This window comes from Reyranella sp., from assembly GCF_036558665.1.
In the GTDB taxonomy this organism is placed as follows: domain Bacteria; phylum Pseudomonadota; class Alphaproteobacteria; order Reyranellales; family Reyranellaceae; genus Reyranella.
This window is the reverse complement of the sequence record NZ_DATBFE010000012.1, coordinates 38393-52350: the sequence shown is the minus strand read 5'-3', so window position 1 is coordinate 52350 and position 13958 is coordinate 38393. Positions and strand designations below refer to the sequence as shown.

General features: G+C 65.3%; 14 protein-coding genes. 6 read left to right on the top strand and 8 right to left on the bottom strand.

Annotation, left to right across the window (positions count from 1 at the left end; genetic code table 11):
• Positions 1-20: 20 nt before the first annotated feature.
• From VH499_RS02240 to VH499_RS02225, 4 genes are read right to left on the bottom strand one after another with little or no spacing between them, the layout of a single operon-like run.
• Entirely contained in the window at positions 21-2342 is a 2322-nt protein-coding gene (locus VH499_RS02240; RefSeq protein ID WP_332051052.1) for a molybdopterin-dependent oxidoreductase, read from the bottom strand.
• Entirely contained in the window at positions 2339-3400 is a 1062-nt protein-coding gene (locus VH499_RS02235; RefSeq protein WP_332051051.1) for a low specificity L-threonine aldolase, read from the bottom strand. The genes VH499_RS02240 and VH499_RS02235 overlap by 4 nt, the downstream gene beginning before the upstream one ends.
• Before the next feature lie 2 nt (positions 3401-3402).
• The gene (locus VH499_RS02230; RefSeq protein ID WP_332051050.1) at positions 3403-3792 is read right to left on the bottom strand and encodes a VOC family protein; all 390 of its coding nucleotides are present in this window, start codon (positions 3790-3792) and stop codon (positions 3403-3405) included.
• A 2-nt stretch (positions 3793-3794) separates the two neighbouring features.
• Complete coding sequence (locus VH499_RS02225) at positions 3795-4142, bottom strand: DUF6476 family protein (protein WP_332051049.1); 348 nt, start codon at positions 4140-4142, stop codon at positions 3795-3797.
• A gap of 9 nt (positions 4143-4151) precedes the next feature.
• On the opposite strand from VH499_RS02225, the gene VH499_RS02220 reads away from it, so the two are divergent.
• Positions 4152-5141 (top strand): RluA family pseudouridine synthase, encoded by a 990-nt coding sequence (locus VH499_RS02220; protein ID WP_332051048.1) that lies wholly within the window; start codon positions 4152-4154, stop codon positions 5139-5141.
• Between the two features lie 123 nt (positions 5142-5264).
• Positions 5265-6197, top strand: coding sequence for an RNA polymerase sigma factor RpoH (gene rpoH / locus VH499_RS02215; protein WP_332051047.1), 933 nt, complete (start codon positions 5265-5267; stop codon positions 6195-6197).
• A 17-nt stretch (positions 6198-6214) separates the two neighbouring features.
• Here rpoH and VH499_RS02210 read toward each other — a convergent pair whose 3' ends face one another.
• Entirely contained in the window at positions 6215-7276 is a 1062-nt protein-coding gene (locus VH499_RS02210) for a helix-turn-helix domain-containing protein (protein ID WP_332051046.1), read from the bottom strand.
• A 235-nt stretch (positions 7277-7511) separates the two neighbouring features.
• On the opposite strand from VH499_RS02210, the gene VH499_RS02205 reads away from it, so the two are divergent.
• A complete protein-coding gene (locus VH499_RS02205; protein WP_332051045.1) occupies positions 7512-8363 on the top strand; it encodes a class I SAM-dependent methyltransferase in 852 nt (283 codons plus the stop codon).
• Positions 8364-8639: 276 nt separating this feature from the next.
• Here VH499_RS02205 and VH499_RS02200 read toward each other — a convergent pair whose 3' ends face one another.
• On the bottom strand, positions 8640-9524 hold the full coding sequence (locus VH499_RS02200; protein WP_332051044.1) for an alpha/beta hydrolase: 885 nt from the start codon (positions 9522-9524) through the stop codon (positions 8640-8642).
• A 27-nt stretch (positions 9525-9551) separates the two neighbouring features.
• Positions 9552-9992, bottom strand: a complete 441-nt coding sequence (locus VH499_RS02195; protein WP_332051043.1) for a hypothetical protein — start codon at positions 9990-9992, stop codon at positions 9552-9554.
• 39 nt (positions 9993-10031) lie between these two features.
• Between VH499_RS02195 and VH499_RS02190 the strand changes: the two genes are divergently transcribed.
• Positions 10032-10886 carry an enoyl-CoA hydratase gene (locus VH499_RS02190; protein WP_332051081.1) on the top strand — a complete coding sequence of 285 codons (855 nt, stop codon included), beginning with the start codon at positions 10032-10034 and terminating at the stop codon, positions 10884-10886.
• Here the strand turns inward: VH499_RS02190 and VH499_RS02185 are convergent.
• A complete protein-coding gene (locus tag VH499_RS02185) occupies positions 10883-11866 on the bottom strand; it encodes a LysR family transcriptional regulator (protein WP_332051042.1) in 984 nt (327 codons plus the stop codon). The two genes, VH499_RS02190 and VH499_RS02185, sit on opposite strands and share 4 nt — an antisense overlap.
• A 109-nt stretch (positions 11867-11975) precedes the next feature.
• On the opposite strand from VH499_RS02185, the gene VH499_RS02180 reads away from it, so the two are divergent.
• Together VH499_RS02180 and VH499_RS02175 are read left to right on the top strand one after the other, a co-directional pair.
• The gene (locus tag VH499_RS02180) at positions 11976-12452 is read left to right on the top strand and encodes a cache domain-containing protein (protein ID WP_332051041.1); all 477 of its coding nucleotides are present in this window, start codon (positions 11976-11978) and stop codon (positions 12450-12452) included.
• Between the two features lie 129 nt (positions 12453-12581).
• A complete protein-coding gene (locus VH499_RS02175) occupies positions 12582-13919 on the top strand; it encodes a Rieske 2Fe-2S domain-containing protein (RefSeq protein WP_332051040.1) in 1338 nt (445 codons plus the stop codon).
• Positions 13920-13958: the final 39 nt, after the last annotated feature.

Here is a 13958-nt window from a genome sequence, read left to right as displayed (position 1 = left end):
CGTCATTGGGATGCCAGGTGTCAACTCCGGCGCTCGAATGCCGGTATCTGATGCGCGGTCACAGGCGGAGCCGGGCCATCGAAGCGTTCGATCTCGACCAGGCATGTCTGGGCGATGCAGCCCTGGCTGAGCTTGGAGGCCCCGATATCGAGGGTCAGGGCATTCGGATTGCCATGCTTCTCGAGTGGCAGATTGGAGCCGGCATCCGCCGGGTCGAACCAGGCGCCGGTCGAAAGACGCACCACGCCACGCCGGATACGGTCGCTGAGATGGGCAGCCGCGAGACAGGCGCCGCGGTCGTTGAACACGCGCAGAAGATCTCCGTCGGCGATGCCGCGGGCGGCAGCATCCTGGGGATGGATCGTGATCGGCTGCCGACCCTTGATCTTGGTCGAACGGGCATGCGGGCTGTGGTCGAGCTGGCTGTGCAGCTTGTCGGTCGGCTGGTCCGACAGCATGTGCAGCGGATGGCGGCGGGCCGTCCGGCCGCCCAGCCATTCCGCCGGCTCCAGCCAGGCCGCATGCGGCGGACAGTCGTCGAGGTCGAACGAGGCGATCGTCTCCGAGTAGATCTCGATCTTACCGGACGGCGTCTCGAGCCTGTTCTCCTCCGGGTCGGCGCGAAATGCCGCAAGCATCACGGGCTCGCGCGGCTCGCCCTTCGCCTCCGCCAGGCCATCGCGCCAGAACTGGGTGAACGGCGGTAGCGCGACCCCCGCTTTCGCCGACCTCTCCCGCGACTCTTCGTAGAGATGCTCCAGCCATTGGCGGCTCGAGGCGCGGCCTTCGGAATGCGCCTCCGCGACGCCGAGGCGGCGGGCCAGCGCCTGGAAGATCTCGTAGTCGTCACGCGCCTCGCCCAAAGGCTCGCGCGCCTTCTTCATGGCGACGACGAAGGGCTCGCGGCTGCCATAACCGATATCGTCGCGCTCGAGGCTGGTCGTGGCGGGCAGCACGATGTCGGCCATCTTGGCGGAGGCCGTCCAGAACTGCTCATGGAAGACGATCGTGTCGGGTTTGCGCCAGGCCTGCCGCAGGCGGTTGAGATCCTGATGGTGGTGATAGGGGTTGCCGCCGGCCCAGTAGACCAATCGTATATCCGGATAGGTGTGGCGACCGCCGTTGTAGTCGAAGGCTTCGCCTGGATGCAGCAGCATGTCCGTGAAGCGTGCCACCGGAATGAACTCTTTCACCGGGTTGACGCCCTGCGGCAATGTCGGCCCGGCGTATTTGGGATGCGGGCTGCCCATCAGGTTCACCGGCCCGTAGCCCACGCCGAAGCCGCCGCCCGGCAGACCGATTTGGCCGAGCATGCAGGCCAGCGTAACCAGCGCCCAGAAGGGCTGCTCACCGTGATGGCTGCGCTGCAGCGACCAGCCGATGCTGACCATGGTGCGGGTTGCCGCCATTTCGCGCGCCAGGCCCTGGATGCGCACTGCCGGAATGCCACAAATACCCTCCGCCCATGCCGGGGTCTTCGGCTGGCCGTCCTTTTCACCGGTCAGATAGGGCACGAACTTCTCGAATCCCACCGTACAGCGGTCGAGAAAATCCCGGTCGCAAAGCTGCTCGACATGGAGGACGTAGCAGAGCGCCAGCATCATCGCCGCATCGGTGTTGGGTCGGACGGCGAGCCATTCCACCGGACCGCCGGTGTCGACGTCGTCGGCCGTCGGTGTCACATTGACGAAGCGCACGCCCTTGTCACGCATCGCATAGAGGCCGCGCTTGACGTGGTGCAGCGTGGCGCCGCCGGCGTTGATCTGCGCGTTCTTCCGCGGCACGCCGCCGAAGGTGACGAAAAGCTTGCAGTGTTCGGCAAGCACATCCCAAGGCGTATGCATGGCTTGCAGCTCTTCCATCGACGCCACGATATGCGGCATCACCACGCGCGCCGCACCCAGGCTGTAGGAATCCTGATGGCGCACGAAACCGCCGTAACTGTTCAGGAAGCGCTTCACCTGACTCTGTGCGTGGTGGAAGCGGCCAGCGCTCGACCAGCCGTAGGAACCGCCGAAGATAGAGCGATTGCCATAGGCCTCCTTGACGCGCCTGAGTTCGTTCGCGACGAGATCGAGGGCCTCGTCCCAGGGAACTTCCACGAACGGCTCCTGGCCGCGCTGGTCGCAGGCTGCGCCCGGACCCTTTTCCAGCCAACCCTTGCGGATGGCCGGCCGGCGCACGCGCAGACGCGCCACCTCGTCTGAAAGCATGTGCAGGCCGATCGGCGAAGGATCGGGATCCTTCGAGAAGGGTTGCAGTCTTCGAGCACCGCCTCGTTCGTCGTATTCGACCTCGTAGACGCCCCAATGGGCTGCTGTAAGCGTACGCTGACGAGTCATGTCGGAACCTTGAGACGTTGTGCTGCCTTGGCAATGGCGAGGAACTGGTCGACCTGGGTGACGTCGGTGTCGAACGCAGTGACCAGCCGGAACGCCCGCTCGCCGGGCCGGTCAGAGGGCCAGGGATGATACTGCGCGCCGGCATCCTGCAGGGCATCGTGCATGTGCGCCGGCAGAACGATGAAGATCTCGTTGGCGTCGACTGGATAAAGCAGCGATGTACCCTTGAGCGGCGTGAGGCCGGCCACCAGACGGCGCGCCATGGCGTTCGCGTGGCGGGCGTTGGAAAGCCACAGCCCGTCGGCGAAATAGGCGTCGAGCTGCGCCGACAAGAGCCGCATCTTGGAGAAGAGGTGACCGCCGCGCTTGCGGCGGAACTCGAACTCGCGCGCCAGCTCGCCGTTGAAGAAAATCACCACCTCCGCCCCCATGGCGCCATTCTTGGTGGCGCCCAGGCTGAGCACGTCGACGCCCGCCTTCCAGGTGAGCTCGGCCGGCATGCAGCCGACGAAGGAGAGGGCATTGGCGAAACGCGCGCCATCCATATGCAGCTTGAGCCCGTGGCGGCGAACCGACGTCGAGATGGCAGCGATCTCCTCGGGTGCATAGGCGGTGCCGCACTCGGTCGCCTGGGTGATGCTGACCGCCGCGGGCTGTGGATGGTGCACGACGCCATAGACCGGCTCGGCGAGGATCGAGGCGAGCTTTCGCGAGTCGATCTTGCCGGCGGCTCCGTCGATGCGAACGAGGGCCGCCCCGGACGTGAAGAACTGCGGCGCGTTCGCCTCGTCGACCGCGATGTGCGAGGCCGGATGGCAGAAGATCGCGCCCCAAGGTGGCGCACAGCAGGCGAGCGCCAGTACATTGGCGGCCGTACCGGTCGCGACCGGATAGGCATTGAGGTCCGGCTTCTCGAAGATCTCGCGCAGCCGTCGCTCGACCTTCTGCGTCCATTCGTCCGCGCCGTACGAGAAGGCGCTGCCGGCGGCGAAGGCGCGGCCCACCGCCTCGATGATTGCCGGATGTGCGCCTGCCTCGTTGTCGCTGCGGAAGTTCATCGTCAATCCTCGCGCTGGTGCGTGACGGCTTCGATGCGGTTGCCGTCGGGGTCGCGCACGAACGCTGCATGGTAGTCCGCGTGGTATTGCGGCCGGGGGCCGGGCGCCCCATCGTCGGTGCCACCGTGAGAAAGGGCCGCGGCGTGGAAGGCGCGCACCGCGGCACGGCTCGACGCGCGGAAGGCCCAATGGCGGTTGTCGGGCAGCAGTCGACCCGTACAGAGATAGATCGAGATGTAGGAGGCCGCGCCCGGCGCACGTTCACGCACTCCGTAGCCGATGGCGTTCGGCCGGCGATTGACGCGCGGATAGTCAAGTGCGCCGAGCGCCGCGTCGTAGAAGGTCTGGGCGCGATCGAGGTCGGTGGCGGTGATCGACAGGTGGTCCAGCATCGTCAGTGTGCCGTCCCCGGCGGGAAGGCGATCGTGCCGAGCAGCGCGCCGGTCCGCGGATCGACGACGTACGCGGTCGACAGGCCATCCGCGTCCTCGACGTGCACCACCAGCCGGTCGCCGGCGGCGTTCATCGACAGGACCTGAGCCCCCGAGGGCAAGGCAATGCGCTGCGCAAAAGCCGCGCCGACTGGCGAATGCGAGGCGTTGGAGGTAGACATGCGCCGGGCGATCTCGGCCGCGATCACGATGAAGCCCGCCACGATCAGCAGGCCCATCACGACCACCAGGACCTTCAGCCAGAGCGGGGCGTAGGCGTGGGAGGGACGGGCCGAAGCAGGGGACGCCAAGAAATCTCCATGAGCGAAGCCGGTCGCCACATCGTGACCTTCGACGATCGCGCTGCCGGCGACCGGCTGGACCGCGCGCTGGCGGCCGCCTTGCCGGCCCTCACGCGCAGCCGCGTGAAGGCGTTGATCGAAGGGCGCCATGTGGCACTGGCGGGCGGCGGGACGATAGAAGAGCCGTCCCGCAAGGTCAAAACCGGCGAGCGCTTCATCATCGATGTTCCGGAGCCCGAACCCGCGCAACCGCAGGCGCAGGCGCAGGATCTCGACATCCTCCACGAGGATGTCGATCTGCTGGTGCTGAACAAGCCCGCCGGCCTCGTGGTCCATCCCGCCCCCGGCAATCCCGACAACACCCTGGTCAACGCGCTGCTGGCGCATTGCGGGCCGAGCCTGTCGGGCATTGGCGGCGTGCGGCGGCCGGGCATCGTCCACCGCCTCGACAAAGACACCTCCGGGGTCATGGTCGTGGCCAAGAACGATGCCACGCACCAGGCGCTCTCGAGGCTGTTCGCCGCCCACGATCTGACGCGGGCTTACCAGGCCATCGTGTGGGGCGCTCCCAGGTCCAGGAAAGGGACCATCGAAACCGCCATCGGCCGTCATCCAGGCGATCGCAAACGGATGGCGGTGCGGCGCAGTGGAGGCAAGCATGCCATCACGGATTACTGGCTGGAGCAAAGCTTTGGCCCGCCCGTCAAGCCTTGGGCCAGCCTGATGGGAGCCCGACTTCATACCGGGCGGACGCATCAGGTGCGCGTCCATTTGGCCCATATCGGCTGTCCGGTCGTCGGCGACCCGGTTTATGGCCGCAGCCGGATCACTGCCTGGAACACCGACATCGCAATGTCGTTGAAAAGCTTTGGACGGCAGGCGTTGCACGCCGCGGTCCTGGAATTCCGCCATCCGGGGACTGGTCGGGAGATGAGGTTCGCCGCGGAATTGCCGTTGGACATGGAGACACTGCTCGCTCGACTGAACGACGTTAAGTTATCCCTCTAATTGTTGAGGAAATTAGTCGGATTTTTGAATTGACCGGATGGCTATCCGACTCCTAGACTCGGAATTAGCAGTCGACGGGCGAGAGTGCTAAACGCCCGTTCACACGGAAAGGGGGAGTCCCCAATGAGTGCTGTGTCCGCAAATCTTCCCGCCCTGCCGTCGACCTTGTCGCCGGAGGGCAATCTCAGCCGCTACCTCCAGGAGATCCGCAAATTTCCCCTGCTGGAGCCGCAGGAGGAATTCATGCTCGCCAAGCGTTGGCGGGAACATGGGGATTCCCAGGCCGCGCACAAGCTGGTGACGAGCCATTTGCGCCTGGTGGCGAAGATCGCCATGGGCTATCGCGGCTATGGCCTGCCGGTTGCCGAGCTCATTTCCGAGGGCAACGTGGGCATGATGCAGGCGGTGAAGCGCTTCGATCCCGACCGCGGCTTTCGCCTCGCCACTTACGCCATGTGGTGGATCCGCGCCTCGATCCAGGAATACATCCTCCATAGCTGGTCGTTGGTGAAGATGGGCACCACGGCGGCCCAGAAGAAGCTGTTCTTCAATCTGCGCAAGCTGAAGGGTCAGATGCAGGCGATCGAGGAGGGCGATCTGTCGCCCGAGCAGGTCTCCAAGATCGCCACCCGCCTCGGCGTTCCCGAGGAAGAGGTGGTGAACATGAACCGGCGGCTCGCCGCGCCCGACAGCTCGCTCAATGCTTCCGTCAAGGCCGAAGGGGACATGGAGTGGCAGGACTGGCTGGTTGACGAATCGCCCAACCAGGAGGCGCGTCTGGCCGACAGCCAGGAGCTCGGCCAGCGTCAGCGCATGCTGGCGGCGGCGCTGAAGCAGCTCACGGACCGCGAACGGCACATCATCGTCGAGCGCCGCCTGATCGACGAGCCGCAGACGCTCGAGGATCTGTCGACCAAATACGGCATCAGCCGCGAGCGTGTGCGTCAGATCGAAGTCCGCGCCTTCGACAAGCTGCAGAAGGCGATGAAGAACATGGTTGTCGAGGCGGCCGCTGAATCTTCGCGCAAGGCAGAGGCACGGTCGGCGGCACGTTAGCCGACTGCCGGCGCGCCTTAGCTCTTGGGGACGCCGGCCAGGAGAAGGCCGTCGCTGAGCCGATGCATGAAGGACGGTGGGAACGGCCAGGCTCGCCGGGCGATATCGACCGTCAAGCTCTTGTCCTTGCGCAGCAGCCGGCGGGCCGAACGGCGCGCGTCGCTGCGGGCGCCCGCCAGCGCGGTGCCCGCCACGACGATCCGATCGGCCCAAAAGGAATCCGGTACTGCGGCCGTGCCGTCGCGGATCCAGCCGATGGCGCGGTCGTAGCGGCCGGCGTTGAAATGGACGCAGCCGATGCCGATGAAGATGAGATGGCGCAGCGGCTCGAAAGGCATCAGCCGGAGCGTGATCATGAGCTCCCGCAACGCACCGTCGTCGTCCCCGGCATAGGCCGAAAGCCAGCCTCGGCGGACCCAGCCCCAAGGCGACCAGGGATCGATGGCGAGTGAGCGCTCGATCAATCGGTCGGCGTCGCCAAGTCGCCGTGTCAGCGTCATGGCGCCGGCGCAGAGGCTCAACGAAAGGGCATCATGCGGCGCCAGCCTCTTGGCCTCGCCAGCGAGCCGCACCGCCTGCGCGTGGTCGAGCTGTGGCGTGCGGCTGAAATTGTGCGCGGCGCGCTGGCTCCAGCACCAGGCCGCGATGGCCTTCGGCAGGGCGAGGTGCGGCGCCAGTTCCTGGGCCCGCTCGACATCGGCGATAGCGGCCTGACAGGCGGCCGGGCCGACGCCGAAAGCCGACGTTATCGCCCGCCAGCTCAGCCGCAGTGCTTCGTCGTCGAAATGGTTGTCTCTGTCGCCCGGCCCGGATCTGGCTGTCCTTAGGGTTTGCGACGGCAGCTCGCCGAACTGCCGCCGGTAGTAGGCGGCGAAACGGCCCAACTGCGTGAAACCCGTCGCCATGGCGACGTCGGTCACGCTGGCACTGTCGGGGGCGGACAACAGTTGCTGTCGTGCCCGCGCAAGGCGCAACCGCCGCGCCCAGCCGAGCGGCGTCGTACCAAGATGACGCTTGAATTGCGCTTCGAGGGTTCGCGGCCGGAGGCCGGCGATGGCGGCGAGCGTTTCGAGCTGCACGGGCTCTTCCAGCCGTCCATTGAGCCAAGCGAGGGCGCGCCCAAGTCCGGCCGGCAGCTTCCTACCGGCGTCTTGCTCTCCGCCTATCGGACGATGCGCTCGATCATCCATGTCTGCTCTCTGTCGACCGGTCACCGGGCGAAGCGGATTCTGCACTATCCGGCGCTAGCTGCATAGCGACGTGCGATCGCACCGGGACACCCTGTGTCCATCCGAGATAGCTGGAGGAAATGCCATGACCACGACAATGACTGCGCCGACGACGGTGACCGCGGCCGCGTCTGCGCCCGATCTTGCTGCCATCAAGGCCCGCCAGCAGGGCGTGTGGTCTTCCGGGAACTATGCGCTGGTCGGCGCGACATTGCAGATCGTCGGGGAGATGCTCTGTGAGGCGCTTGATCTGCGCGCCGGGCAGCGCGTGCTCGACGTGGCGGCCGGCAATGGCAACGTGACCCTGGCGGCCGCGCGACGCTGGTGCGATGTGACCTCGACCGACTACGTGCCGGCCCTGCTGGAGCACGGCAAGAAGCGGGCGGCGGCGGATGGCCTGGCGGTGCGCTTCCAGGAGGCCGACGCCGAGGCGCTGCCTTTCGCAGACGCGACCTTCGACGCCGTGGCGTCGAGCTATGGCGTGATGTTCACCCCCGACCAGCAGAAGGCGGCGAGCGAGATGCTGCGCGTGTGCCGGTCCGGCGGCAAGATCGGCTTGGCCAACTGGACGCCTGCCGGCTTCATCGGACAAGTGTTCAAGGTTATGGGCCAATATGTGCCGCCGCCGGCCGGGGTCAAATCGCCGATCCTGTGGGGCACCGGGGAGCGCCTGACCGAGCTGTTCGGCTCGGCCGCCCGGTCGATCGCGGCCGAGCCGCGCGACTTCGTGTTCCGCTATCGCTCGGCCGACCATTTCATCGACGTGTTCCGGAACTACTACGGCCCGGTCCTGAAGGCGATGTCGTCGCTCGACGATAGCCGGCGCGCTGCGCTCGTCGCCGACTTGCAGGCGCTGATCGGCCGTCTCAACAAGGCCGATGACGGCACGATGGTCGTGCCGGGCGAATATCTCGAGGTGGTGATCGTGAAGAAATGACGGCAGTCTTTCGAAGGGCCGTCACATCGCCCTGGCATAGCCGACGAGCTGCTCCAGCACGGTGCCCAACCCTGATGGAAGCCCATTTTCCCGTGCTTCTTCCGGCCATCCTCGTCGCGGTGGATGGCGGTCGCGGTACAGCGCGTACCCCTGCCGCTGGATCGGCAGGGGCTCAGACAACGGAGTCGATGGTTTTTACCGCGGCAGCCATGCGGCGTCTTTGCTGCCCCTCGATACTTGGATCAATGTCTAAGTGTCGTGACGCAGGTGGGGCAGTCAGGCGTAACCGATTCGCTTGAAGAAGCGGTCGATCTCCATCGCTGCCGCGTCCGGCGTCTCGTAGTGCACGAAGTGGCCGGCATCCTCGGCGATGCCCGCCTCGACATCCTCGAAATAGTCTCCGACCACATCGATCCAGGTGCTCCTGAGCACCGGATCATGCCGGCCCCAGAAGACGCGGGCGGGTTGTCTGATCTTGGGCGGCTTCGGCGCCGAGCCGGACATGACGGCCAGCCGCCCGGCGTTCTGCGAGAGGTACCAGTTGAAACCGCCTTGCAAATTGCCGGGCCGCAGGAAGTTGTCGATCCAGCGCTCCAGCACAGCCTCGAAGGCGTCCTTGCGATACGACCAATGGCGCAGGAAGTAGCCGATATAGGCGCGGCAACTGTCGCGCGTGGCGCCGACAAACTCCGGCGCGAACGGCATCTGATGGAAGGTCTGGTACCAGATCTCGTTGATCTGCTGCGGATCGCGCCAGCGCGTGCCGACGCCGTGGGTGGCGCAATTGAAGAAGAACAGGCCTGCGACCTTGTTCGGATGGTTGAGTGCCAGGCGCTGCATCACATAGCCGCCGACATCGTGGCCGACGAAGCTGGCACGCTCCAGCCCGGCCGCCTCCATGAAAGCGGCGATGTCGTCGGCCAGCACGTCGGGCCCGGCCTGGTCGGAGCGGCCTCGATCAGGATTGCCGCTCTCGCCGAAACCCCGGAAGTCGGGCGCGATCAGGCGGTAGCGGTTGGCGAGGCGCACGAACATCGGCTCCCAGGTGGCCCAGAATTCCGGCCAGCCATGCAGCAGGATAAGCGGTGGCCCGTTGCCGGTTTCGGCAACGTGCATCGTGAAACCGCGCGCCTCGAGGAAAGTGTGCTTCACGGCCGCCATATCGTCGCCTCGCTGCCGACCAGCCTGTTACCTCACCTCGACAACGACCGAATCGTGAGAGATTTCGCTCGTGCCATAGACGTTCCAGTCGAAGCGGTCGGTTCCGTGAAATCCGGCTGTCGGGGCATACCGGAGACTGGTCCCGGTGTAGGTCTTGCCAGTGCAGTCGGCCTCGCCCTCGCGTATCTGGTCGACCGTGAGGGGAGCGGGACGGATCGATGTGGTGCCGTGCGCCGGGGGCGTCAGGATCTCGATGCTCGGCGGCTCCGCCGGTGAACAGTCTCGGTGCCAACGCGCATACGTGAAGATGCGAACCTCGCCGCCGGCCCGGACCGAGCGTTGGAAGGTATGCTCGTGTGAAAGCCTCTGCGGCAGGGGTTTCTGGGCCAGCGCCACGGTTACGACCGCGACCAGGAATCCGCTCGACGCTATGGTCGTTAGCGCGACGGCGGTCCGGCTTGGCGACATTGTTGGCTCTCCTGCTAAGCTGGTGCAACGCTGGAGGAGATCATGACGAGCCGTACCATCCTCTATGAAACGCCGATACCCACCATCGCGCGCATCGTGCTCAACCGGGCCGATACGCGCAATGCCCAGGACACGGCCTTTCTTTATGCGCTGAACGAAGCCTTTGACCGCGCCGCGCAGGATGATCGGGTAAAGGTGATCGTGCTGTCGGCCAACGGCCCGCATTTCTCCTCGGGCCATGACCTGCGTGAGGCGGACGGCCATGGCAATATGAAGAAGCACGAGACTGTCGGCACGTGGGGCGGCTTCGGTACACCAGGTGCCGAGGCGCAGTATGCGCGAGAGCAGGAGATCTACGTCGGCTTCTGCGAGCGCTGGCGCAATATCCCGAAGCCGACCATGGCTCTCGTGCACGGCAAGGTCATCGCCGGTGGCCTCATGCTGATGTGGCCGTGCGATCTCATCGTGGCGTCCGATGATGCCGAGTTCCTCGACCATACGGTGGCGATGGGGGTGGGCGGCGCGGAGTTCTTCGCCCATCCCTGGGAGATGGGCGTGCGCAAGGCCAAGGAGTTCCTGTTCACCGCCGATTGGATCAAGGCGCACGAAGCGCATCGACTCGGCATGGTGAACCATGTCGTGCCGCGCGCCGAACTCGAGGCCTTCGGGATGGCGATGGCGGAGCGAATCGCGCAGAAGCCGCTGTTTGCGCTCCGCCTGGTGAAGCAGGCGGTCAATGCCGCGCAGGACGCGCAAGGCCGCGTGGGCGCCATGCAGACCTCCTTCGCGTTGCACCATCTGGCGCATGCCCACAACATGATCGTGCACGGCAAGCTGGTCGATCCCACCGGCCTGATGCCCTCGATCAAGAAACATGAGAAGGCGGCGGACTAGCGGAAGCCGGGTGCGCGTGCAGGCCGTGCGTGAGGTTGCCCTGCCTTGGTGTCGCGCGTCGAACCGGCCGGTCGCGTTATAGGGAAAATTTCGCGGACATAGTCGGCGAGCATTTCGCAGTAGGCTGTGGCGTAACTCGGCAACGGACGCTGCCTATCCCATAGAATGACCATCGGTATGCGCAGCGGTCGACCGCGATAAGTCACGGCGACGATGTGCAGTTGATGGTGGCGCGCTCGGAGCTGTGAGGGAATGATCGCCACACCATGTCCGGCTTCGGCGAGCGTGAGCAGGGTGTGCGGCGTGTGGCTCTCGATGAAAATATTCGGCCTGACGTGGGCAAGGCGGCAGGCGGCATCAAATACTCTGCGAAACACAAAACTCGAAGCGAGGAGAAGCAAGGGATGAGGCGCCAGACGGCTGATCTCGACCGTAGATCCCTTGCCGAAGCTGAGGCTTGGATGGCAAGCCGCCAGCAAATCGACGTGTTGCAAGGCAACGCTGCCGAAGCGTCGATCGTCGGGGCCAATGATCGGAGCGAGATTCTGTCCGAGGTGAATCTCTCGCCGTTCCAGCATCGCCATCGTGTCCCGCCCGGCGGCCTCGACCAACTTCACCTGCACATCGGGATAGCGCCGAGTGTAGCGATGCAGGAACGTCGATTGCACACTTTCGATATGCTGCGGCGAGGCGCCGACCTTGAGCACGCCGGCGTCACCGCGCTGCAATAGTTGTGCATGCTCGCCGATTGCACTGGCGCAACTTAGCAGGTCCCGGCAATCGTCGAGCAATTGTTCGCCTTCGCCAGTCAACAGCAGGCGACGGCCGATACGATCGAACAATTTGAGGCCGAGTTCTTGTTCAAGAGCGTTGATTTGTCGCGATAGAGCCGGCTGGGCGATGCGCAGCCGCAACGCTGCCTTGGATACCGTGCCAAGCTCGGCCACGGTCACGAAGGTTCGCGCGCGCCGAAGGTCCATCTGCGTTGTTTATGCCCGAACAGCATAAAGCGCCAGAGAAGTTGTGTATTGGACGGCGCTTCCCGGTCGATGCTTCCGTAGCGCAATCGAACGATCGAGGAAGGCCATGATGAAATCACTGCTCGTTTGCACCGCACTGGCCTGCCTTGTGATGGCAAGTTCAGCCCATGCCCAGGAGGCTCCGCCCCCGTCCGACCAGGCCAAACGAGTCGAAGACCTCGTCGAGCGAGCTGCTGCTCTGGTCAATCAGCATGGAAGAGCCGCATTCGCCGAATTTCGAAAGCGGGACAGCGAGTGGTGGCACGGCAATACCTACTTGTTTGCTTACGACGACCATCTCAACGTCTTGCTCAACCCCGCATTTCCCAAGCGAGAAGGCACCAATGTACATGGCGAAAAGGATGCGAACGGCAAACTGTTTCACGACGAGTTCTTGAAGGTGGTGCAGGCGAAGGGCGCGGGTTGGGTGGACTACATGTTTCCGAAACCCGGGCAGACCGAGCCTTCCCACAAGTGGAGCTATGTCAAAACAATCAAGATCGACGGCACGGCGGGCCTGATCGGGGCCGGCTTCTTCCCCGAATAACATCTCTCGCGCCTCTTTGGTCGATTGCCCCTTGGCGTCGGCTGCTGAATATCCACCGCGCGGTCGATCCTTTATTGGGGCGTGGCGACCGGCTATCCTGCGCCGAGCCACGGAGCCTGAGGCGACGCCATGACGACAGCGAGCGAAGGCGCGGAACTCACGCAGGTCGGACCGGGCACGACGATGGGCCGGTTGATGCGGCACTACTGGTTGCCGGCCCTGATGTCGTCGGAGCTCGAGCGCGACGGTCCGCCGCTGCGACTGATGCTGCTGGGCGAGAAGCTGATCGCCTTCCGCGACAGCTCCGGCCGTGTGGGCGTCATGGATCATCGCTGCCCGCACCGCTGCGCGTCGCTCTTCCTTGGCCGCAACGAGGAGGGCGGCCTGCGCTGCCTCTATCACGGCTGGAAATACGACGTCGCGGGCAATTGCCTGGAGATGCCGAGCGTGCCCGAGCACCAGGATTTCAAGCACAAGGTGAAAGCTCGGGCCTATCGCACGGTCGAACGCGCCGGCCTCGTCTGGGTCTATATGGGCGAGCGCGCCGAGGCGCCGCCGCTACCCGGGTTCGAGATCCTCGACATGCCCGAGGAGGAGATCAACGTCAGCCTGATCCAGCGCGATTGCAACTGGCTGCAGGCGCTGGAAGGCGAGATCGACACCTCGCATTTCGGCTTCCTGCATGGCGGCCACGTCGACCCCGAGGACGTCCCGGAAAGCGATCCGTTCTACTACACGATCACCAACCGCGCGCCGCAGTATCACGTCTCTGACGCGCCCTGGGGCACGCAATATGCCGGCTACCGGGCTGCCGGCCCCGGCCGCACCTACTGGCGCTTCGCCAATTTTCTGTTCCCCTGCTGGTCGCAGGCGCCCAACGGCGAGTTCGAGAGCCACATGCATGCGCGCGGCTGGGTGCCGCTCGACGACGGTCACACGATGTTCGTCTTCATCTGGTGGAAGCGCGCGCGATCGGCGCAAAGCCTGCCGCAGCCTGCTTTCAAGGACGGCCGGCCGATCGGCGGCACCGGCCGCGGCGGACTGAAGTTCCTGCCCAACACCGCCGACTGGCTCGGCCGCTGGCGTATGGCGATGAACGAGGGCAACGACTGGGGCCTGGACCGCGAGGCCCAGCGCAGCAACTCGATCTATAGCGGCATCGACGGCATTCATCTGCAGGACCAGGCGATCACCGAAAGCATGGGGCCGGTCACCGACCATGCGTTCGAGCATCTGGCACCCTCGGATCAGATGATCACCCGTACGCGCCGCCGGCTGTTGGTGGCCGCGCGGACATTGCGCGATCAGGGAAAGCTACCGCCGGGTGTCGAGGACGCCGGCATCTATCGCGGCGCGCGCAGCGGCTACTTCACCAGCGCCGACCAGAGTCCGTGGCAGCAGGTTTACGAGTCGACGCTCGCGACAGCGGTCCATCCGCCCGCACCGTCGGCGCGCGCCGCGGAGTAGGTGTCCGAGTCATGTGTCATCCAGAGCGTCAGCAGGGGA